Source organism: Actinomadura syzygii, assembly GCF_008085905.1.
Classification (GTDB): Bacteria; Actinomycetota; Actinomycetes; order Streptosporangiales; family Streptosporangiaceae; genus Spirillospora; species Spirillospora syzygii.
Window position 1 is genome coordinate 311,524 of sequence record NZ_VSFF01000007.1, and the last position, 21,512, is coordinate 333,035.

The 21,512-nt window shown below is 69.2% G+C and carries 18 protein-coding genes; 9 read left to right on the forward strand and 9 right to left on the reverse strand.

Annotated elements, in window-relative coordinates; translation table 11 throughout:
* Positions 1–26 precede the first annotated feature (26 nt).
* From FXF65_RS19345 to FXF65_RS19355, 3 genes are all read left to right on the forward strand, one after another.
* On the forward strand, positions 27–3,407 hold the full coding sequence (locus FXF65_RS19345) for an ATP-dependent helicase (RefSeq protein ID WP_148351359.1): 3,381 nt from the start codon (positions 27–29) through the stop codon (positions 3,405–3,407).
* Between the two features lie 92 nt (positions 3,408–3,499).
* Complete coding sequence (locus tag FXF65_RS19350) at positions 3,500–4,279, forward strand: class I SAM-dependent methyltransferase (protein ID WP_148351360.1); 780 nt, start codon at positions 3,500–3,502, stop codon at positions 4,277–4,279.
* A gap of 111 nt (positions 4,280–4,390) precedes the next feature.
* On the forward strand, positions 4,391–4,696 hold the full coding sequence (locus FXF65_RS19355) for a hypothetical protein (protein WP_148351361.1): 306 nt from the start codon (positions 4,391–4,393) through the stop codon (positions 4,694–4,696).
* A 10-nt stretch (positions 4,697–4,706) separates the two neighbouring features.
* On the opposite strand, the gene FXF65_RS19360 is transcribed toward FXF65_RS19355, so the two are convergent.
* Positions 4,707–6,275 (reverse strand): AMP-binding protein, encoded by a 1,569-nt coding sequence (locus FXF65_RS19360; protein WP_246198937.1) that lies wholly within the window; start codon positions 6,273–6,275, stop codon positions 4,707–4,709.
* 359 nt (positions 6,276–6,634) lie between these two features.
* Between FXF65_RS19360 and FXF65_RS19365 the strand changes: the two genes are divergently transcribed.
* Both FXF65_RS19365 and FXF65_RS19370 read left to right on the forward strand, forming a co-directional pair.
* Entirely contained in the window at positions 6,635–7,897 is a 1,263-nt protein-coding gene (locus tag FXF65_RS19365) for an HNH endonuclease signature motif containing protein (RefSeq protein WP_281288924.1), read from the forward strand.
* Positions 7,898–8,066: 169 nt separating this feature from the next.
* Complete coding sequence (locus tag FXF65_RS19370; protein WP_246198938.1) at positions 8,067–8,564, forward strand: hypothetical protein; 498 nt, start codon at positions 8,067–8,069, stop codon at positions 8,562–8,564.
* Positions 8,565–8,594: 30 nt separating this feature from the next.
* On the opposite strand, the gene FXF65_RS19375 is transcribed toward FXF65_RS19370, so the two are convergent.
* From FXF65_RS19375 to FXF65_RS19400, 6 genes are all read right to left on the reverse strand, one after another.
* Positions 8,595–9,452: a TIGR03620 family F420-dependent LLM class oxidoreductase gene (locus FXF65_RS19375; RefSeq protein ID WP_148351364.1), complete on the reverse strand. Its 858-nt coding sequence runs from the start codon at positions 9,450–9,452 to the stop codon at positions 8,595–8,597.
* A 101-nt stretch (positions 9,453–9,553) separates the two neighbouring features.
* Positions 9,554–9,883 (reverse strand): ArsR/SmtB family transcription factor, encoded by a 330-nt coding sequence (locus tag FXF65_RS19380; RefSeq protein ID WP_148351365.1) that lies wholly within the window; start codon positions 9,881–9,883, stop codon positions 9,554–9,556.
* Positions 9,884–9,946: 63 nt separating this feature from the next.
* Entirely contained in the window at positions 9,947–11,023 is a 1,077-nt protein-coding gene (locus FXF65_RS19385) for a type III PLP-dependent enzyme (RefSeq protein ID WP_187412394.1), read from the reverse strand.
* Positions 11,020–12,630 carry an IucA/IucC family protein gene (locus FXF65_RS19390; RefSeq protein WP_148351367.1) on the reverse strand — a complete coding sequence of 537 codons (1,611 nt, stop codon included), beginning with the start codon at positions 12,628–12,630 and terminating at the stop codon, positions 11,020–11,022. The genes FXF65_RS19385 and FXF65_RS19390 overlap by 4 nt, the downstream gene beginning before the upstream one ends.
* A complete protein-coding gene (locus FXF65_RS19395) occupies positions 12,621–14,204 on the reverse strand; it encodes an IucA/IucC family protein (protein WP_148351368.1) in 1,584 nt (527 codons plus the stop codon). Before FXF65_RS19395 ends, FXF65_RS19390 begins: the two co-directional genes overlap by 10 nt.
* Complete coding sequence (locus FXF65_RS19400) at positions 14,201–15,346, reverse strand: ATP-grasp domain-containing protein (RefSeq protein WP_148351369.1); 1,146 nt, start codon at positions 15,344–15,346, stop codon at positions 14,201–14,203. Before FXF65_RS19400 ends, FXF65_RS19395 begins: the two co-directional genes overlap by 4 nt.
* Positions 15,347–15,507: 161 nt before the next feature.
* On the opposite strand from FXF65_RS19400, the gene FXF65_RS19405 reads away from it, so the two are divergent.
* Complete coding sequence (locus FXF65_RS19405) at positions 15,508–16,116, forward strand: HD domain-containing protein (protein ID WP_148351370.1); 609 nt, start codon at positions 15,508–15,510, stop codon at positions 16,114–16,116.
* A 25-nt stretch (positions 16,117–16,141) separates the two neighbouring features.
* Here FXF65_RS19405 and FXF65_RS19410 read toward each other — a convergent pair whose 3' ends face one another.
* Positions 16,142–16,429: a DUF4031 domain-containing protein gene (locus FXF65_RS19410; protein ID WP_148351371.1), complete on the reverse strand. Its 288-nt coding sequence runs from the start codon at positions 16,427–16,429 to the stop codon at positions 16,142–16,144.
* A 147-nt stretch (positions 16,430–16,576) separates the two neighbouring features.
* Here FXF65_RS19410 and FXF65_RS19415 point away from each other — a divergent pair, with 147 nt between their 5' ends.
* Positions 16,577–17,962 carry a dipeptidase gene (locus FXF65_RS19415; RefSeq protein ID WP_246198939.1) on the forward strand — a complete coding sequence of 462 codons (1,386 nt, stop codon included), beginning with the start codon at positions 16,577–16,579 and terminating at the stop codon, positions 17,960–17,962.
* Between the two features lie 50 nt (positions 17,963–18,012).
* On the forward strand, positions 18,013–18,927 hold the full coding sequence (gene nudC, locus FXF65_RS19420; RefSeq protein WP_148351373.1) for an NAD(+) diphosphatase: 915 nt from the start codon (positions 18,013–18,015) through the stop codon (positions 18,925–18,927).
* 23 nt (positions 18,928–18,950) lie between these two features.
* Here the strand turns inward: nudC and FXF65_RS19425 are convergent, their stop codons facing one another.
* On the reverse strand, positions 18,951–19,232 hold the full coding sequence (locus FXF65_RS19425; RefSeq protein ID WP_148351374.1) for a mycoredoxin: 282 nt from the start codon (positions 19,230–19,232) through the stop codon (positions 18,951–18,953).
* A gap of 192 nt (positions 19,233–19,424) precedes the next feature.
* Here FXF65_RS19425 and FXF65_RS19430 point away from each other — a divergent pair, with 192 nt between their 5' ends.
* Entirely contained in the window at positions 19,425–21,491 is a 2,067-nt protein-coding gene (locus FXF65_RS19430; RefSeq protein WP_148351375.1) for an ATP-dependent DNA helicase UvrD2, read from the forward strand.
* The last annotated feature ends 21 nt before the right edge of the window (positions 21,492–21,512 follow it).

Here is a 21,512-nt window from a genome sequence, read left to right on the forward strand (position 1 = left end):
TCGGCGAGTGGCTCGGGGGGAGCGAGGTGATCACGCCGGAGGAGCTCGCCCGGCTGCTGGAGATCCCGGAGCCGACGGACGAGCAGGCGCGGGTGATCGAGGCGCCGATGGCCCCGATGGCGGTCATCGCCGGGGCCGGGTCGGGCAAGAGCGAGACGATGGCCGCGCGGGTGGTGTGGCTGGTCGCGAACGGGTTCGTCCGGCCCGAGCGCGTCCTCGGGCTGACCTTCACCCGCAAGGCGGCCGCCGAACTCGGCGTCCGCGTGCGCAAACGGCTCGACCGGCTCCGCGAGGTGCTGCCCGGCGACGAGCTGGAACGCCTCGGCGGCGAGGCGCTCTTCGACGGCGAGCCGATGGTGTCGACCTACCATTCCTACGCCGCGCGGCTCTTCGGCGACCACGCGCTGCGCGAAGCGCTCGAACCGACGATGCGGCTCATCTCACCGGCCGTCGCCTGGCAGATCTGCTCGCGCGTCGTCGACTCCTACAACGGCCCGATGGACCAGATCGAATGGCAGCCCGACACGGTCACCAAGGCCGTCATGGAATTGTCGGGAGACCTCTCCGAACATCTGCGGACCGCCGACGACGTCCGCAAGGTCGGCTCCTGGCTGGACGAGCGGTTCGCCGTGCTCAAGAAACCGCTGAAACCGCAGCGCGACATCCTCGCGAAACAGGCCGTCCGCGAGCAGCTCATGCCTCTCATCGAGGCGTACGGGCGGGCCAAGGCCGACCGCGAGGTCATCGACCACGGCGACCAGATGGCCCTCGCGGCACGGATCGCCTACAAGCACCCTGAAGTTGGGATGATCGAGCGCTCGCGGTTCTCGGTCGTCCTGCTGGACGAATACCAGGACACGTCGCAAGCACAGCTCGTCCTGCTCAAATCGCTTTTCGCGGGCGGTCACGCGGTGACGGCCGTGGGCGACCCGTGCCAGTCCATTTACGGGTGGCGCGGCGCGAGCGCCGGGAACCTGCTGCGGTTCGCCTACGACTTTCCTTCGCAGCCGGGAGTGGGGGGCGGGCGTCCGGTGCCCGCGCCGGTGGTCCAGCTCAGCCGGTCGTTCCGGAACGGCGAGCACATCCTGGAGGCGGCGGCCAAAATCCAGGAGGAACTGCGCGCCGAGACCCAGGCCGTTCCCCGGCTCGTCCCGGGCGCGGGCCGGGAAAAGCGCGGACGGGTCGAATGCGCGTTGTTCGACACCGTCGAGGACGAGGCCGAACGGATCGCCGCGCGCATCGCCGGGCTCATGGCCGACGGCTCAGGACTCGCGCCCGACGGCGGATGGTCGGAATCGGAGCTCGCGTATTCCGATATCGCCGTGCTCGCTCGGAAACGGTCGCAGTTCCCGCTCATCCGGCGGGCACTGGAAGGGCGCGGCATTCCGGTGGAGGTCGTCGGGCTCGGCGGGCTGCTCACCGTCCCCGAAGTGCAGGACGTCGTCGCGACCCTGCGCGTCATGCACGACCCGTCCGCGGGGGCGTCGCTCGCCCGGCTCCTCACCGGGCCGCGCTGGCGCCTCGGGCCGCGCGACCTCGTCGCCCTCGGACGCCGCGCCCGCGTCCTCGCCCAGGACGCGGCCCGCGACGTCACCCCACCGGAAACCGCCGAGCCGCCGGAGACGGCCCCCGACGTCGTTGAGGACGGGGTTGAAGACGGGGTTGAAGAGGCGCCCGACGATCCGCTCCGGCAGCTCGTCAGCGAGCTGAACCAGGAGACCGGCAGCCTCGTCGACGCGCTCGACGACCTCGGGCCGCCGGACGCCTACTCGCCCGAGGGCCACGGCCGCCTCCGGCGGCTCCGCGACGAGCTGCGCGGCCTGCGCGCCCAGGTCGGTTTGCCGCTTCCCGACCTGGTCAACGAGGTCGAACGGGCCCTCGGGCTCGACATCGAGGTCGCCGCGCGGTCCGGGCTCGACCCCGTCACCGCCCGCGCCGACCTCGACGCCTTCATCGACGCCGCCGCCACCTTCGCGGGGGACGCCGAAGACCCCACGCTCGGCGCGTTCCTCGCCTACCTCAAGGCCGCCGAGTCGGAGGAATTCGGCCTGGAAGCGGGGCGCGTCGGCGAGACCAACAGCGTCAAACTCCTCACCGTGCACGCGTCCAAAGGGCTGGAATGGCCGGTCGTCGTCGTTCCCGGCCTGTCCTCCGTGCCGCAGAAGAACGGCGCGCCCGCCAAGGGCTCGATATTCCCGTCGCCGCCGCAGAACGCCACCCGCTGGACGGCGAACCCGCGCGTCCTGCCGTTCATGCTGCGCGGCGACCGCGCCGACCTGCCGTCCCTGACCGGTCTGGAGAAGGACGACCTCGCCGCGTTCGACCAGGCGTGCTCCGAACGCGATCTGCGAGAGGAAAGGCGGCTCGCCTATGTCGCGGTCACGCGCGCTTCGAGCCTCCTCATCGCGACCGGATACTGGTGGGGAGCCTCGGGACGTCCGCTCGGCCCCTCGCCATTCCTGGAAGAGGTGCGGTTCGTCTGCATGACGGGCGAAGGCGTCGTCGGGATATGGGCCGACGCGCCCGAAGAAGGCGACGCCAACCCGCTGCTGGACGACCCCGACGAAGCGCAGTGGCCCATCGCGCCGGGCGAACGCGGATGGTCCGACATCGCGGCGCGGGAACGGTATGAGGCCGTGGTCGAGGCGGCCCGCATGGTCGAGGACGAAATGGCTGGCCGGACACGCCACTGGGCCGGAATCGACGGGCTTTCCGTCACCGACCGCGCCCGGATGACGGCCTGGGCCCGGGACGTCGAACTCCTCCTCGCCGAACGCGACCGCGGACGCGGCGGGGACGGCATGCAGGTCCAGTTGCCCGCCCATCTTTCGGTGTCGTCGCTGGTGTCGCTCGCACGCGATCCGGCGGGGCTGGCGCGGCAGATCCGTCGTCCGATGCCGCGCCCGCCCGCGCCATACGCGCGGCGTGGCACGGCGTTTCACGCATGGCTGGAAAGCAGATGGGGCCAACAGCGGCTTCTCGATCCCGACGAACTGCCCGGCGCCGCCGACGAAGGCGCCGCCGAGGACGCGCAACTCGCCCATCTCCAGGCCCGGTTCGAGGAATCGGAATGGGCGTCGCGGGAGCCGCTCGACATCGAGGTGCCGTTCGAGACGGTCATCGGCGACCGGCTGATACGCGGACGCATGGACGCCGTCTTCCGGACCGGCGACGGGTACGAAATCGTCGACTGGAAGACCGGGGCGCCGCCCGCCGGGGACGAGGCCCGCTTCGCCGCCGTCCAGTTGGCCGCCTACCGGCTCGCCTGGGCCGAACTGAACGGTGTCGAGGTGGGGCGGGTCAGCGCCGCGTTCCATTACGTCGGGGCCAACGTGACCGTCCGCCCAGCGGACCTCCTGGACGCCGACGGCCTCGCCGCGCTGCTGGACAGCGTGCCCGCCGCCTGATTCCTGAGGGTTTCCGGTGATGAGTCTCACTCACCCCTGTTCACCGTGCGTGGTTTCGGGGATGATCCGGGCAACCGTTCGAGGGAGGCGACGTGGCGGTCACGCATGACGAGAAGGTCGTACAGGAGTTCTCCAAGCAGGCGCCCGGTTTCACCGATCCCCGGCTGAACGTCGCGCTCACCCGCCACCTGGACCGGCTCGTCCGGTTCATGGAACCCGAACTCGACCTGGAGGACGTCGTCCTGGAGGTCGCCGCGGGGACCGGACTCGTGTCCCGCGCGATCGCGCGGCGCGTCCGGCACGTGACGGCCTTCGACCTCACCCCGGCGATGCTCGCCGAAGGCAAGCGTGACGCCGACCAGGCGGGGCTAACCAATGTGACGTTCACGCACGGGGACGCTACTGCGCTGCCCTACGTCGACCGGTCGTTCACGCTCGTCGTCACCCGCTTCTCCCTGCATCAGGTCGCCGACCCGGAGAGCGTCGTCCGGGAGATGGTTCGCGTCAGTCGGCCCGGTGCCGCCCTGATCATCGCTGACCTGGTCCGGCCGGACGGGGTCACGGGCGATCCCGATCGGATTGAGCGGCTCCGCGACCCCTCGCACGGCGCCCTGCTCACCGAGGCGCGGATCGCGGAGCTGGTCACGGAGGCTGGGGCGCAGGTCAAACGGGTCGAACGGATCGAATACGTGCGGCCGCTCGATCCCTGGCTCGAACTCTCCCAGACGCCCTCGGACGTCGCGGACGGAATCAGGCGGGAGCTGCGGGACGAGCTGGCGGGCGGCCCCGCGACGGGCATGCGTCCCAGCGAGGTGGACGGCGTCCTGCATTTCACGCACTCCTACGTCTTCCAGCAGGCCATCGCCGATTAGTCGGCGGTCGGTTGGTCGGCCGGTTCTCTGGTCGGGGTGCGTGCTGCTTTCCGGTAACGAGTTCGACCAAATGTTCGACGGGTGTCGCTCGTTTGTTCTAGGGTGTCGAACATGGGTTCTAGCAATGTGCGTTCCCTCGACCGCGAGCCGGCCGCGCTGGCGATGCGCATCGGCGTCGTCGCCGCCGAGGCCGCCCTCGCCACGTTCGCGCGCAACCTCGACGTGGACGACCTTGAGGACGGCGTCGACTTCCAGGGCGTCATCGGCCCCGCCGAATGGCCGGTGTTCTCCCTGGTCATCGACACGCTCGCCGAGGCCGGGCCCGGCGACCGCCGGTCGCTGGACGAGCGCCGCGCCGACGCCCTCAACGACCTCGCCCGCATCTGCATGGCCGCCAAGAACCGCGGCGCCGCCTGATCGAGGTCGGTCAGGTTTTCAGGGCTCGGGATTTGACCTTGCCCGTGCTGGTGCGGGGGAGCTCGGTCACGAAGTGGACGTCCCTCGGGGTCTTGAATCTGGCCAGATGCTCTCTGACATGGGCTTTGACCTCGTCCGCGGTGAGGTTCGATTCCGGTTTCCGGACTATGTGGGCGGCCAGGCGGTGGCCGAAGTCCTTGTCCTCCACGCCGGTCACGGACACTTCCGCGATGTCGGGGTGAGCGTCCAGGAGCGTTTCGACTTCGCCCGGGAAGACGTTCTCTCCGCCTGAGACGATCATGTCGTCGGCGCGGCCGTCGATGAAAAGGCGTCCTTGGTCGTCGAAATGGCCCAGGTCGCCGGTGCTCGTCAGGTTCTCGTGGTGGTTTCCGCGCTTGTCGTCGTCGCCTGTGTATCCCGCGAAGCGCAGGCCGCCGCTGGTGTAGATCTCGCCGGTCTCGCCCGGTGGGAGTTCTCGGTTGTTCTCGTCCAGGATCTTGATGGTCAGGCGGAAGGACGGTCTTCCTACTGTGCCGGGGGCCTTTCGCAGGTCGTCGGGGGTGGCGATCGTGGCCCAGCCCGTCTCGGTCGCGCCGTAGACGTTGACGAGGACATCGCCGAAATGGTCCATGAAGGCGGTGGACAGATGAGGGTGCAGGGCCGCGCCGCCGCAGACCACCGTGCGGAGGGTTTCGGGGCGGGGTTTCTCCTCGTCCAGGATGCGTTGGAGCATCACGGGGACGGCCACCAGTGTTTCCGCTCGGTGCTTTTCGATGGCCTCCAGGGTTTCGCGTGCGTCGAAACGCTTGTTGAGGATCAGGGGCATTCCCATGCCCAGCGCGACTGTGGTGTAAGCGAAACCGAGGATGTGGAACAGCGGGGGAGCGACCACGATCGGCGCGCCTGAGTGGACGGGAACTCGGTTCAGGTGGCTTAGCGCGGCCGGAAGGACGGATCTTATGGAGAGGTCGTGGCTTGCGCCTTTCGGGGTCCCGGTCGTGCCGGAGGTCATCACAATTATCTTGCTGGGTCGGGTGGGGTGGACTGGTCGGGGTGGTGGTGTCTCGGTCGTTTGTGGTTGGAGTGTTTGGTTCTTGTAGCCGGATTTTTGGATGGTATGGGTGAACTCGTCGTCGTGGAGTAGGAGGCCGATTTTCTCGCGTTCGGCTACTTGTCCTAGCTGGGTGGGAGCGAAGTCCGTGTTGAGGAGGACGACGTCATTGCCGAGGCGGGACGCGGCCAGGACTGCCTCCACGAAGCCTCGGTGGTTGCGGCAGAGGATTCCGATTTCCTGGGTGGTGAGGGGTTGGATTTTGGTGGCGAGTGATGCTGCTCGATGTTCCAGTTCCGCGTAGGTGAGTGCGCCTTGTTCGTCGATCAGTGCTGTTCGGGTGGGGAAGCGTAGGGCCGACATGGCGCCTAGCGTGGCCGGGGTCGGGCCGTAGCGGGCGTAGGTGAGGAAGAGGCGGGCTGCCCTGTCTGGACGGACGGGGTGCATTACGCCTGCGTCGCGGATCGCTCGTGTTGCGTGTAGTCCGAGGGCGGTCAGGTCGCGGATCTGGTCCAGGGGGCGCAACACTCTCTCTCCTCCGGGCTGTGGTGGTGTGTGTGGGCGTACCCCATGTTCTTCTGAATATTGCGGTCACTAGCGGTGGCTGAGGTCTGGTGCTTTTCTCTCCGACGTGCGCATGGGTTTTTATCGGGTTTGGTGTGGTTGCTTTTGGTGCACGGCTGAGCTGCCTTCCGAAGGTTTGTGATTGGCTGCGGGTTGTCGCGGATTGCTGTCACGTTGGTTGCTGTTGTGGGCTTGGGTTAAGTGTTCTTGTGTCGGGTGGGCGCGGGGTTCTCCTTCGGTGAGAGTGTTGTGTCCTGTCTGAATTGCCCGCTTTATTGCCCTCCTCTTCTCCTATAATTGTGAGTGGAATTTGGGAGGTGCGGGTGGCCGTTTGTGAGTTTGGTGAGCGGGGTCGGTTGAGTGGGCTGACCGATTCTGAGCTTCTTCAGGTTGCGGCCGCCGCTCGTCGACAGACCTCGTGGGCCCAGGCTCGTGAATTGGCCGCCATTGCGGAACTTGCTCGTCGTCGTGGTGAGGACGACCCTGCGGTTGGGTATCGGGGGTTGTCGGCGCATGAGGCGGTTGTCGAAGAGGTGGGCGCTGCCTTGACCGTCACCGGGAATGCCGCCGCTACTTTGGTTCATCTCGCTGAACGTCTCACCGGGCCGCTAACGGAAACCTTGGGGGCCCTGGAAGCCGGGCATATAGACCTGGCCACGGCTCGCGCCATCTCCGATGGTACGGAGAACCTGCCGGACGATGTCGTTGGCCGTGTACAGGTGGCGGCACTGGAGAAGGCGTCCGGGCAGACCAGCGGGCAGGTGCGTCGCCGTATCAAGCGGCTCGCCGAACGGCTTGCCCCGCAATGTGTCGAGGAGCGGCGGCGCGAGGCGATTCGGCAGCGGCGGCTCGAACTGTGGGAGAGCCCGGCCGGAACTGCTGATTTGGGCCTGTGTGACCTGCCGCCCGAGGACGCCCACGCCATCTACAACAAGATCTCTGCCGCCGCGCGTGGCGTTCGGGCTGATGGCGACACCCGTTCGTTGCAGTGCATCCGTGCCGACCTGGCGACTCAGCTCCTCAACGGCCACCCTCTGCCCGACGCTATTCAGGCACTCCTCGCCCAAGCGCCCCCAACTGCTGTTGCCGCGATTCCCGATGCGGTAGGGGAGCAGGGTGAGGAGCACGATGAGGTCATCGGTGAATTGGCGGGGATGGCTGATCGGCAGCTTGGACAGGTGTGTGACCGTGTCCCGGCTCGCGCCCGGTCCGCGGCCGTCGCTCATGCGGTTGCGCGCATTGACCTTCGCCTAGGCGCGCGACGCGACACGTTCTGCCGAGGCGGCGACGATACGCACGGCCACCCCGGATACCGGGCCCCGGCCGCGCTACGGCGCGAGATTCAGGTCCGCCATTCCACGTGCGTGTTCCCGACATGCAATCAGCCGTCGCACCGCTGCGACCTCGACCACACCACGCCGTGGCGGCCCGGAATCACCTGCCGCTGCAATCTCGCGCCGCTCTGCCGAAGTCACCACCGCCTCAAACAGACTCGCGGCTGGAAACTGCATCAGCCCTGGCCCGGCCTGCTCATCTGGGTCACTCCGGCCGGAGCCTGGTACATCGTCCGGCCCGACCGGCAGTGAGTCAGAGGCTGGATAGTGTCGGGGCATGAAGCGCTCGGCTGATGATGTAGTCACTGCGGACGACCTCGAAACGTCCGTCCGTCTTGCCGTTGCCACCATGCGGCAAGCGCCGTCCGAGCGGGCATGGGACGCCAAAGCAGGAACCCTTGAGTGGACCTGCTGGGAAACCGTGGAACACCTGAGCGACGACCTTTTCGCGTACGCCGCGCAGTTGGGCCCGCAGACCCCGCCCATGGACGGCGAAGTGCCGTTCGTGTGGGAGAGCCGAAGGCCCGGCGGTCCGGCGAACGTCATCCACGCCGACCGGAAAGCAGGGCCCGCCGGACTTCTCCAGGTGCTGGACGCATGCGGCGGCCTGCTCGTCGCCATGGTGCGCGGCACATCGTCCGACGTCCGCGCCCACCACGGGTACGGGGCGTCGGACCCCGAAGGGTTCGCCGCGATGGGAATGGTCGAGACCTTCGTCCACACGCACGATGTGGCGGAGGGCCTGGACCTGACCTGGGAGCCGCCCGCCGAATTGTGCACCCGCGTTCTCACCCGCCTTTTCCCGGACGCTCCGCACGACACCGACCCGTGGCAGACACTGCTCGGGGCGACGGGACGCGCAGAACTCCCAGGGCGCCCGCGCCTGACCTCCTGGCGCTGGCAAGGCACCCCACGCTGATCGTCCCTGTAGGCGAAATGAGCGTGGCGGTTAGAGGAGTGCCTCGCCGAGGTGTCGCCAGTGGGACATGGATTCGCCTGGAGCCGTTCCGATCACCTGCACGGTGACGTGGTCCGCGCCCGCGTCGACGTGGTCGCGGAGTTTCTTCACGATGGTGTCCAGGTCGCCCCAGAAGACCAAGTCGTCGACAAGGCGGTCGGCGCCGTGTGTGATCTCGTCCTCGGTGTAGCCCAGACGGCGGAACTTCTCGATGTTGAACGGCGTGTTCAGGTAGGGGTGCAGGTGCTCGCGAGCTATCGCGCGTGCCTTGGTCGCGTCTGACTCGAACAGCACGGGGTGTTCCACGCCGAGGAATGCGTCCGGCCCTAGGGTCTCTCGGGCCTGCACCGTGTGCGCGACGGTGACGTGGTACGTGTGCGCCCCCGCGGCCCGGTCCCGGGACAGTTCCAGCATTTTCGGCCCGTACGCGGCCAGGACCCGTCGAATCGGGGTCTCGGCGCCCGGCGCGTCTGGGTCGTCCAGCGCGTCGAGGTATTCGCGCATGGCTGCCAAGGGTTTGACCCCCGGTCGCCTCTGCCCGCCGTACCCCAACCCGAGGACGTGCCGTCCCGGATAAGCGTCCGCGAGGAGTGCGCTGCCGCCGCGTGCCGAACGCGCGTCCCGCGCCCAGATCTGCGCGATGGCGTTGACGGCCCGTATCCGTTCGGTCGACGAGAGGATGAGGCTCGCGAGTGAGAACGCCTCGCGTCCGCCCACCTCCGGGAACCAGAACGACCGCCAGCCCTGCTCCTCCAGTTCCTGTACCGACTCCCGGATCCTCGCCGCCGGCAACTGCTCGAACTCGAAGCTGTAGAGCCCGAACGTGCCGAGATCGTCGAACGCGCCCATCGGATCGCCCCTTCGCGTGTCAGCATCCATCTACGAATCGGAATATCGCAGATCTTCGATGTGACTGTCAAAGTGGTCTAGGGGCTGGGTGGGCGTTGGCGTTAGAGCGTTCGGCCGAGCGTGGCGACGAGTTGGGCGATGCGCTCCTCGTCGCGCTTGTAGTGGGTCCACTTGCCCACTCGCGTCGCCCTGACCAGTCCTGCCCGCTGTAGTTCGGCCATGTACGCCGACACGGTCGACTGGGCCAGACCCGCCTTCGCCTGGAGGTGGCTCACGCACACCCCGACTTCGACAGGGTCCGCGACGGGCTCCTGGGTGAAGTGGCGTTCCGGGTCGCGCAGCCAGTAGAGCAGTTGAAGACGCACCGGGTTCGCCAGCGCACGCAGCGCTGTGACCAGGTCGAGGTCGGTTGAACCGGCGCTTTCTGCCATGAACGCGAGTATAGGTCGGCATCGACGTTTCGCATCACGTCGATATGGGGTGGACGCTCGCGCTCAGCGGAGGTAGTGGAACGCGGGCTTGGGGTGCATCAGGAAATCGTGGTGGGAGATGTTCCAGGCGTAGGCCCCGGCCATGGTGAAGGCGATGACGTCGCCACGGGAGAGGGGTGGGACGGGCACGTTGCGGGCGAAGACGTCCTTGGGAGTGCACAACTGGCCCACCAGCGTGGCCGGGCTCTCCAGGCCGCTTGCGGTGAGGACCGTGAAGGGTTGATTGTGCCCCTTGGTCACGGGTGTTCTCAGGTGGTGGGTGCCGCCGCGCAGGATCACGTAGGTGTCGCCATGGGTCGTCTTCACGTCCAGGACGTCGGTGACGTACCAGCCGTGGTAGGCGGTCATCGCGCGTCCGGGCTCTATCCGAACCGTGGCGGGGATGTGAGTCAGGCCCGTTCCGTACAGGGTCCAGTCGAAGCGGCTTTGGGGGGACGTGTAGTCGACGGCCATGCCGCCGCCCACGTTCAGCTCGGGATCGTCCACTCCTAGGGATTTCAGCCAGGGGAGCGCCCAATCCGCTATTTGGTGCGCCAGGTCGAGCATGGTGGGTGCGTCCAGGCCGGAGGCCAGGTGTGCGTGGACGCCTCGGAGGGTGATGTGCGGATTGTCCTCCAGTAGGCGGGCGCATTCGGTGAGGGCGTCCTCGTCCATGCCGAAAGGGCCGCTCATGGCGAGGGCGGCGTTCGGGGTGCTGAGGGGGAGGTTCGCGCGCAGCAGGATGTCGGCGGAGCCCAGTGCGGCGAGGCGGGCCAGTTCGCTTGGGCTTTCGACGTGGATTCGGTCGACTTTGATGGCCTGGGACAGTTCTTCGTCCGTCTTGCCTGGGCCGCCGAAGGCGATGCGGGCATCGAACAGGGTTTCTTGGACATGGGCCAGTTCGCCACCGGACGCGACCTCGATGCCGTCCACGTGTGGCGCGAGCGTCCGGAGGATCTCGGCGTCCGGGTTGGCCTTGGCCGCATAGAACAGTTCTGTGCCGTCGAGAGTGGCGCGGATCTGCCTGATGTGGGTTTCGAGGCCGGAAAGGTCGTAGAGGTAGGCGGGATACCGGTCCAGGTTGACGGCTTGTTCGTTCATAGCGGTCTGGAGGCGGCGAGTGGGTTGGGGACGGGGACGTAGGTCGCGCCACGGTCGGCCGTCCGGGACCATCGGGTGCGAAGGTTCGCCTTGGCAGGCAGCGGCACCCCGGCCAGCAGCGCCCTGATGTGCGGCTGGTCGTCGTAGGCGGCGAAATGTTTTCTCGCTGTCGGCCACAGTTCGTCTTGCAGGAATGGGTGCAGGTCCGCGACCGCCGCCGCTATTTCGGTGAGGTGGTTGACGAGCAGGCAGTAGACGACGCGGTTCCATCCCTGGGCGGGTGCGTAGGTGAGGCTCTCGGCGACGCGGGATGGCACGTGGTTCAGGTTCCAGCGGCCCGTGGTCAGTTTCGTGCCTTCCAGGTCACGGAATGCGGCGTGAATGGGCATGCCGTCGTGGTCTACGCAGATGAGGACGTTCTGAAGGTGCGGTTCGAGGACGACGCCATGGTCCAGATAGGCACCGAGGACTGGTGGAGCCACGTGCCTGACGTAGGCGTCCCACCAGGCTTGTGCGCCTTCTGGCGTCGATAGGGCGGGCAAGTCGGAGAGGAACGTGCTGTAAGGGTCGGCCAAGGCGCCCGCTAGCAGCGGTGTGCCGGGGAGGGCCTTCACTCCTTGTCGCAGGATCACGCCCAAGCCCTCATACAGGCGTCGGTCGGCGAACGCGATGGTGCGGTAGGCGGGCTCTGCGAGAAGTGTGGAATTCAGCTTCTCGAACAAGGGCGGCAGCAGCTCGTTGAGCGCCATGGCACTGGCCAGTTCGTACCAGGCGTTCTTGCGGACGCAGTTGGTGATGCGCACGTCCAGGCTGAACTTGCAGAACACATCGGCGTCCGGCAGATACGCCGTGCGGACGGACGACGTGGGCACCGCCTCCACATCGGACGGTCCGAGGTCCAGGAGCGACCCGTCCGCCAAGGCTTTGCGCAACATGTCGTTGTCGGTTAGAAGGTTGAACTGCCACGGGTGGACGGGAAGCAGCCCATACCCAGCGGGAGCGCCGGGCCCGTACGTCTCCAGGCTTCTGAACGCCTCTGGGTCGCCTTCCTCGGCGATGAGGTGGGCCGGAACGCCCAGCCAACGTGGGCGGAAGCGCGCTCTGGTCTCCGGCGCGTATTGCAGCCAGTCGGCGGGTGATCCCTGGCGCGCCTTGGGAGCCGGATGAAACCGGTGGCCCGCCACTAATGACTGCTCGGAGTCGAGGTAGGCCGATTCTGTGTGGTGTTCACCGCGTGCGGTGAGGATGGCCGCCAGGGCGTTGTGGCTGTCGCGCACCTGGTGGAGGAATTCGGGGTTCGGGTGGCCCGTCGCCAGTTCCAGTTCACCGGCGACCAGGTTCGCGAGCCTGTCCCAAGGGGCGGGGATCCATTCGTCCCCGCGACGTTCCTCGAACGGTGGGACGAGACGGTAAGTCGCTCCGGACGGTGGACGGCTCAGCCCCGTCCGCAGCAGGACGCCCGCTCGCGGCAGCCGGACGACCAGCCGCGCACCGTCCTGCCACACCTGCTGCTCTGGCGCGCACACCTCCCGGACGAGGCAGTTGAGCAGCGCGGTCGAGGTGGTGTCCTCAGCTTGGGCGGCTTGGGTGAGTTGGCTCAGCGGCACGTCTCGTCCAGTAGGTAGTTGGGGCCTGGCGGGCCGTAGTGCTTGTTGATGTCGGCCGCGCCGGTCCGCGCCTTGTCGACGAGGGTTCCGGCGGTGACCATCGCCTTGCCCGGCAGCGTTCCGGCGTCCAGCGTGCGGGAGCGCAGGAACGCCTGGTCCGGTCCGAGGGCGGCGTCCAGGCGCTCGCGGATCATCCGGCGGCCGTCGCGCCAGGGGAGCAGGCCGCGCTCGGCCAGGCCCAGGGCGGGCGCCGCCGCGCACAGGTGCAGCGTGATGGTGACGAAAACCTTGGCGAGCGCCTCGTCGTCGGTCGTCGTCATGCGCTGGTCGATGAGGTCGCGGGGATCGGTGCCGGGCGTCGGGGGGAGCCGCTCACGGAGTCGGGACGTGTTGATGAGCGCGCCGTCGTTGTCCTTGATGAGGAGCTGTGGCGGTGTGTCGTCGTTCAAGACGAGCGCCACGTTCTGCTGGTGCGCCTCTAGCGCGATCCCGTATCGGAACAGCGTGACGTTCCACGAGAACAGGGCCGACAGGTAATCGCCGAACAGCGACTCCACGTCCCAGCGTTCGATCACGTAACCGTTGTCGGGAGACTCCGCGAGCAGTGCCGCTATCGGGACGACGTGCGCGCGCGCCGTCCCGGGTGGGAAATACCGCACGAGATAGGCGAGCAGCGGATCCTGCGCGTGCCCGTAGGTCTGTTCGTCTGCGAGGAGGACGGGAAGCGCGGGTTCCCGTGTGAGGACGCGGTGCAGGACGCGTTCGACGAGCGCTCCGTCCGGCAGCGTCCCCGGCATGATCGTGCGGCGGTTGCGCCGTCCCAGCGTGCTGGTCGGCAGCGGCATCTTCAGGTGCGCCAGCGGCGCGGCCACCACCGTCCGCATCGACAGCGTGGGCATGACCTGCAGATACGGCTCGGGCGCGAGGACGGCCGCCGGGTGCCCGCGCACCTGTTCGAACGCGAGCGGGTGGACGGGGAACAGCGCGTCGGCCGAGGTCAGCCCCACGTCGGACGCGGCGGGCCACCAGTCGGGGAGCGTCCCGGCGAGCTCCGGCTCCCGCACCGCCGCCCACCGCAGCGCGAACGCGGGCGCGAACTCCGGCGCGTAACGGCTCAGATCCGCCATGGACAGCCCCGCGCGGCTCGCCCCCGCCGGATGCACCGGATGCCCGTCGTAAGCCGCCAGCGTCTCGTAGAACGCCCCCGGCCCCCTCCTCAGCCCGTCCGGCATCCGCGCCAGCCGCCGCAGCACCGCCGGACGCGCGTCGCCGTGCAGCTTGATCGTCGCGAGCGCCTCCCGGCATTCGCGCTCGAACGCGGCCGTGTCGTCGCGCGGGTCCGCCAGCACGCGGACGGCGGCGAAGACGTCGCTCAGCCTCAGGTTCTGCTCCGGATCCACGACGAGTTCGGACAGGAACGCGGGACGCGCCTCAAGCAGCCGCACGCCCCGTCCGGGCAGTTCCAACGTCCCGTTCCGGAGGCGGTCGCGTAGGCCCGCGTAGTTCTCTCGTAAGAGGGCGTCCAGGACACGGGCGGCTAGCCGACCTTCCGCGCTGTCCGCGTCGGAGGTCACGCGATCGTCCAGTCGTGGGCGGCGCGGAAGCGTGCCAGTGCGGCGTTCACCTCGTCCGGGCCGGGCCCGATCGCTCGGACCGTCCCCAAGTAGTCGCGGTTGGTGCGGGTGACGGCGACGGAATCGCCCACCGAGCGTTGGGGACGGTAGGAAAGGCGCACGGGGCCGTCGTCCAGGCGCAGTGGCCCAGGGGCGGACGTGAGCGTGCCGGAACGTTCGGCGATGACCGGCTCAGCAATCGCGTGCCGCGGCGGGGGAGTCTGGAAATCCGCCAGAGGCTCACCCAGATGGACCCTCAGAATCTGCTCGAACAACGGGACGCCCAGCAGGTCGGCCAACAGGAAGTCGCAATGGTCACCGATCAGCCGGTAATTGACCTCGATGATGCGGGCTCGCCCCTCATGGACGACGAACTCCGTGTGACAAGCCCCGAACCCGATGCCCAGCGCGTCGAGCTGCCGCAGAACCTGTGGTGTCTCCGGGGGCGGCTCCGTCCACTCAAGGCGCTCTTCGACGAAGAACGGCGGCGGCGAGACCGTCGTACGGAACGAACCCAGTGCGCGTAGCTCCCGCCCGTCACCGAGCGTCTCCAGCGTGTGGAGCCGTCCTGGCAGATACTCCTCGGCCACTAGCGGATCGTCCCGCCGCGCGGAAATCTCCTCAACGCGCGTGGACAATTCCAGGGCGTTCTGGACGAGGAACACGTCCTCGCTGGCGACGCCCTCCCGAGGCTTCACGACGAGCGGGTACGGAGCGTCTTCGGGCACGCGCCGGGCGTCAGCAGAGAAGACCGGGTCGACCGGCGCTAGGTGCCGCCGCATGAGCGCCTTGTTCTTCGCCCGCGTCGCCGCCCGCCAGTCCTTGGCGGGGAGTCCGAAGTAGGCGGCGGCCAGCGCGGTGGGCGCCTGGAGGAAGTCGCTGTTGGAGAACACGGCGGCGGGCTCGTCCTCGACGGCCGCGACGATCTCCCGGAAGTCGGTGACGTCGCATTCGACGACCGGCCCGTCGTACGACTGGGAATGGACGGACGGACGGTCGGTGAGCAACGTCACGTCCAGACCCAGGCGGGCGGCGGCGGGCAGGAACCCGTGCGTCACGGAATCGGTCGCCTTCCCGGCGACGAGATAGAGCGAGGCGGCCACAAGCGGCCTTTCCAGTGCGTGGGACGAGCCTGTTCCAAGACGAGCCTGGCTGAGCCGCAGTGAGGTAAGGCTTGCCTAACTCGCAGTCACCATAGTGGCGGGGCGGGAACGCGGGGGCAAGAACGGCGACATGGCGTGTCCCGGGCCGCCAGGATGGGGCCATGGACCTTGTCGAACGGTGGGTCGCGCTGGCGGGACCACACACCCGCCGCATCGGCGCGGAACTCGACCAGCGCTACGGCGAACCCCATCGCCGCTACCACACGCGCGAGCACCTGACCGCCGTCCTCGACCTCGTGGACGACCTGGCGGCACACGCGGCGAACCCCGACAACGTCCGTCTCGCGGCCTGGTTCCACGACGCCGTCTACGACCCGGAACGCGCCGACAACGAGGAGCGCAGCGCCCGCCTAGCCGCACGCATGCTCGCCGACACCGACCTCCCCGGACCGGACGTGGAGGAGGTCGTCCGGCTCGTCGAGTTGACCGCGTCGCACGCCCCAGAGGACGACGACCCGGACGGCCAAGTCCTGTGCGACGCCGACCTCGCCATCCTCGGAGCGGACCCCGACCGGTACGCCGCCTACGCCGCCGCCGTCCGCGAGGAGTACGCGTTCGTCCCCGACGAGTTCTTCAAAGCCGGACGGGCCGAAGTGCTCAACGGCCTACTGGCCCTCCCCAAGCTCTTCCACACGCCCATCGCCCGGGAACGCTACGAAGAACACGCGCGCCACAACATCCGAACAGAACTGCTGCTCCTCAACGCCTGACCACGACTCCAACGCCCGACCCGCCTCAGCCCGTGACTCTGGGACGCGACACCTTGCGCTGACGCAGGCCCGCCGCCGTCAAGCGGAGAAGCAATTCCTGGCAGCCCACCGGTTTCGCCCCCTGCCGGAGCGCGGCCTCGTAAAGTTCGGACGGGACGTCGTAGTGGTCACGCTCGAACGCCCGCGGCGGCATCCCGAGTTCCGCGGCGAACGCATGCAACTCCTCGTACGAGACATCGCTCACCATGTGCGACCACACCCGGCCGCGCGCCGGCCACAGCGGCGGGTCGATGAGGATCAAAACCGCTCCCATGAACCGGTCGACGGCGGCCGAGAACCCGGCAACGGCATCCCTTACTGTGAGTTTCCGCCCGTCTGCGATCCAGACGGCGCGACGAGTTCGGGAGCCCCAAGGTGAAGGCGCCCGGCCCGACAGTACGACATGCGAAGGGGCATGCAGGTGAACGAGGTAGTGGCCTACATCCAGGCCCGTAAGGACCGGTTCGTCGCCGACCTCAGGGAGTGGCTGGCGATCCCGTCCATCTCCGGGGACCCCGCCTACGCCGGCGACGTGCGGCGGTCGGCGGAATGGCTCGCCGGACACCTGAGCGAGCAGGGCTTCCCGACCGTCGAGATCTGGGAGACCCAAGGGCACCCCGCCGTCTACGCCGAATGGCCCGCCGAAGACCCCGACGCCCCGGCGGTCGTCGTCTACGGGCACCACGACGTCCAGCCCGTCGAGCCGCTGGAGGAGTGGGACACCGACCCGTTCAAGCCCGTCGAGAAGGGCGACCGCCTCATCGGCCGGGGCGCGTCCGACGACAAGGGCCAGGTCTTCTTCCACACGCTGGGCCTGCGCGCGGGGCTCGCCGCGTCCGGGCGGGCGGCCCCGCCCGTCACGATCAAGCTGCTGGTCGAGGGCGAGGAGGAGTCGGGGTCGGTGCATTTCGCCGACCTCCTGCACGCGCACCGCGACCGCCTCGCCTGCGACGCCGTCGTCATCAGCGACACGACGATGTGGTCGGCGGACGTCCCGTCCATGTGCACGGGCATGCGCGGGCTCACCGAAGCGGAGGTAACGCTGCGCGGCCCTTCGCGCGACCTCCATTCCGGGTCGTTCGGCGGGGCCGTGCCGAACCCGCTCCAGGCGATGGCGGTGCTGATGTCCGCACTGCACGACGCCGACGGACGGGTCACCCTTCCCGGCTTCTACGACGACGTCGTCCCACTGACGGACGAGGAACGCGACCTGTTCGCGCGCCTTCCGTTCAACGAGGACGAGTGGCTCCAGAGCGCCGGTGACAGCCGCGCCGCGCACGGCGAAAAGGGCTACACCACCCTGGAACGCATCTGGGCGCGGCCCACAGCCGAGATCAACGGGATGTGGGGCGGGCACACCGGGCCGGGCGGGAAGACCATCGTCCCCCACGAGGCGCACGCCAAAGTGTCGTTCCGGCTCGTCGCGGGGCAGGATCCGCGCAAAGTCCAGCAGGCGTTCGAGGCGTGGGTCGAAGAACACACCCCGAATGGGGTCGAGGCAGAGGTACGCATGCAGCCCGGCGGTGTCCGTCCGTGCTTCTCGCCGATCGACTCTCCCAGCGTCAAGGCCGCGCGGCGCGCGATGGAACGCGCCTTCGGCACCGAGGTCCTGTTCACCCGCGAAGGCGGCAGCGGACCGGAGGCCGACCTCGCCGACGTCCTGGAGGCGCCGCTCGTCTTCGTCGCGGTCGGGCTGAACGGCGACCGCATCCACGCCACCAACGAGAAGGTCGAGATCCCGCTCCTCCTCAAGGGAGCGGAGGCCGCCGCCTACCTTTGGGAAGAACTCGCCGTCGCCCTGCGCTAGAAAGTGCTGCGGGAGAGGGCCGCGCTGGACGGGCCCCGGGGGAGGAGTACATGGTGACGGACGGGCCGCTGGAATGGCTCGCGCTCGCGCGCGGCACGCTCGACCGGGTGGCGCTGAAACGCCGCGACGACGCCTGGCTGGACGCCGCCTGGGACGATCCCGGGACGCGGGTCGTCGTCGTCCAGGACGGCCAGGTGCCCGTCACGTTCGAGCCCAGTCCGGCGCTCGTGTTCGTCCCGCCGGGGCAGGCGCCGGACGGCGACCGGTGGCTCCTCGGCGTGGACGACGACGAAACCGCATACTTCGGCGCGTCCGGCCCGCTCCCCGCCATCGAGGGCGCGCAGCCCGCCGGGCTGCGCCGCGTCGGCGCGCTCCTCGGCGACCGCGACTCGGGCCTGCTCACGCACGTCGTCGCGCTGGAGCACTGGCACCGCGACAACCGGCACTGCCCGCGCTGCGGCGCGCGGACGCGGGTGGAGTCCGGCGGGCACGTCCGGGTCTGCCCCGACGACGGCTCGCAGCACTTCCCGCGCGTCGACCCGGCCGTGATCATGCTGGTGACGGACGAGACCGACCGGATCCTGCTCGCCCGCGGCCCGCAGTGGCCCGCCGACCGCCGCTCGATCCTCGCCGGGTTCGTCGAACCCGGCGAGTCCCTCGAACAGGCGGTCGCGCGGGAGGTGGAGGAGGAGGTCGGGCTGCCCGTCCGGGACGTCCGCTACCTGGGCAGCCAGCCGTGGCCGCTGCCGCGGAGCCTCATGCTCGGCTTCACCGCCCGGACGGACGGCGACGTGCCGCTCCGCCCCGACCCGGAGGAGATCCTCGACGCCGCCTGGTACACCCGCGAGGAGCTCCGCGCCGCGATCGACGCGGGCGACGTCGTCGCGCCGGGCCCGCTGTCCATCGCCGCCCAGCTCATCATGCGCTGGTACGGCGGTGAACTGCCCAACATGCCCGCCTTCTAGCCTTCGTCGGCCAGGGGCGGGGGTCAGGCCAGGGAGGCGAGCTTCGCCTTGACCGCCTTGGCGCTGGGGTTGGTCACGGCCGTGCCGTCCGGGAACACGACGGTGGGGACGGTCTGGTTCCCGCCGTTGACGCTCATGACGAACTCGGCGGCGTCGGGGTCGCGCTCGATGTCGACCTCCACCATCTCGATGCCGTCCCGGGCGAGCTGGCGCTTGAGCCGCCGGCAGAACCCGCACCAGGTCGTCGTGTACATGGTGAGCTGGCCGGCCTGACCCTCGGTCCGGTCGGTCGTCGGCGTCGCCATCGCTGCGTCGTCTCCCTCGCTCGTCTGTGCTCGTCACCACGATCGGCTCGTCACTGCGACTCGTCACTACGATCGGCCTTCCCGAGAACAGTAGACAGGTCGCCCGCATTCCTGCGGTCGTCCGGGGGCGGCGGTTATCCACAGGCGGCGGAGTTGGGTGATGCCGGTGGGGCGGGCTGCGAGTATGGGTGCATGTCGACTGAGGCGGTGCTGGAGGGACTCGACCCCGAGCAGCGGGAGGTCGCCGAGGCGGTGCAGGGCCCGGTGTGCGTGCTCGCGGGCGCCGGGACGGGCAAGACCAGGGCCATCACGCACCGCATCGCGTACGCGACGCTGACCGGCGTCGTCACGCCGCAGCGGGTGCTCGCCGTGACGTTCACCACACGCGCGGCGGGCGAACTGCGCAGCAGGCTCCGGCAGCTCGGCGCGCCCGGCGTGCAGGCGCGCACCTTCCACGCGGCGGCGCTGCGCCAGCTCAGCTACTTCTGGCCGCGGGTCGTCGGCGGCGAGCCGCCCAAGATCATCGAGTCGAAGATCGCGGTGGTCGCGGACGCGGCCAAGGCGTGCCGGCTGTCCCTCGGCCGGTCCGAGCTGCGCGACGTCGCCAGCGAGATCGAATGGGCGAAGGTCACCCAGAACCGTCCCGAGGACTACCCCGCCGCCGTCGTCAAGGCCGGACGCAAACCGTCCACCGACGTCGTCGACGTCGCGCGCCTCTACGCCATGTACGAGCAGCTCAGGCGCGAACGCAACCTGCTCGACTTCGAGGGCATGCTGGAGCTGACCGCGGCCGTCCTCACCGAGCACCGGGAGGTCGCGAACCAGGTCCGCGAGCAGTACCGGTACTTCGTCGTCGACGAGTTCCAGGACGTCAACCCCCTGCAGAAGCTCCTGCTCGACACCTGGCTCGGCGACCGCGACGACCTGTGCGTCGTCGGCGACCCCAACCAGACGATCTACTCCTTCACCGGCGCGTCGCCGTCCCACCTGCTCGACTTCACCCGCGAGCATCCGGCCGCGAAGGTCGTCAGGCTCGTCCGCGACTACCGGTCGACGCCGCAGGTCGTCCGGCTCGCGAACGGAGTGATCGGGCAGGCCCGCGGCGCGCGGCACGGGCTGGAGCTGATCGCCCAGCGCGAGTCCGGCCCCGAGCCGGTGTTCAACGAGTACGACGACGAGATCGCCGAGGCCGACGACGCCGCCCGCCGGGCCCGCAAGCTGATCGACGAGGGCGTCCCGGCGCGCGAGATCGCGATCCTCTACCGCGTGAACGCGCAGTCGGAGGCGTACGAGTCGGCGCTCGCGGCGGCGGGCGTCCCGTACGTGCTGCGCGGCGCGGAGCGGTTCTTCGAGCGGCCCGAGGTCAAACAGGCCGTGATCATGCTGCGCGCCGCCACCCGGGTCGGCGCCGACGCCGAGACCGACGGGACGGGGCTGATCCACACCGTCCGGCACGTGCTGTCCGGGGCCGGGTTCTCCGACCGCGCGCCCGAGGGCGCCGGCGCGGCCCGCGCGCGCTGGGAGTCGCTCGCCGCGCTGGCCCAGCTCGCCGAGGACATGGCCGCCGACAACCCCAGGGCCGCCCTGCCCGACTTCGTCGCCGAGCTGGAGGAGCGCGCCGCCGCGCAGCACGCGCCGCCGCTGGAGGGCGTCACGCTCGCGTCGCTGCACGCCGCCAAGGGCCTGGAATGGGACGCGGTGTTCCTCGTCGGGCTCGTCGAGGGCACCCTGCCGATCGTCTACGCGGAGACGCCCGTCCAGGTCGAGGAGGAGCGGCGGCTCCTGTACGTGGGGGTGACGCGGGCGCGCGTCCACCTCTCGCTGTCGTGGGCGCTGTCCCGGTCGCCCGGCGGGGCGCGGCGCCGCCGCCCGTCCCGGTTCCTGGACGGCCTGACCGGCAAGACCACCACCCACACCCCGGCCCGCGCCGACCGGTCGAAACGCCGTCCGGCCAGGGGCCCGCAGCCGTGCCGGGTGTGCGGCCGCCCGCTGACCGCCGCCGTCGAACGCAAGCTCGGCCGCTGTGAAGACTGCCCGTCCGAGCTGAACGAGGAGCTGCTGATCGCCCTCAAGGAATGGCGCGCCCAGGTGTCGGCCGAGCAGAAGGTCCCCGCCTACGTCGTCTTCACCGACGCCACCCTCCAGGCGATCGCCGAACACGACCCCGACTCCCTCGAAGACCTCGCCCGCATCCCGGGCGTCGGCAAGGTGAAACTCGACCGCTACGGCGAAGCGCTCCTGAGCCTGTGCGGCCCATGAGCCCGCAGGACGGGGCCACGC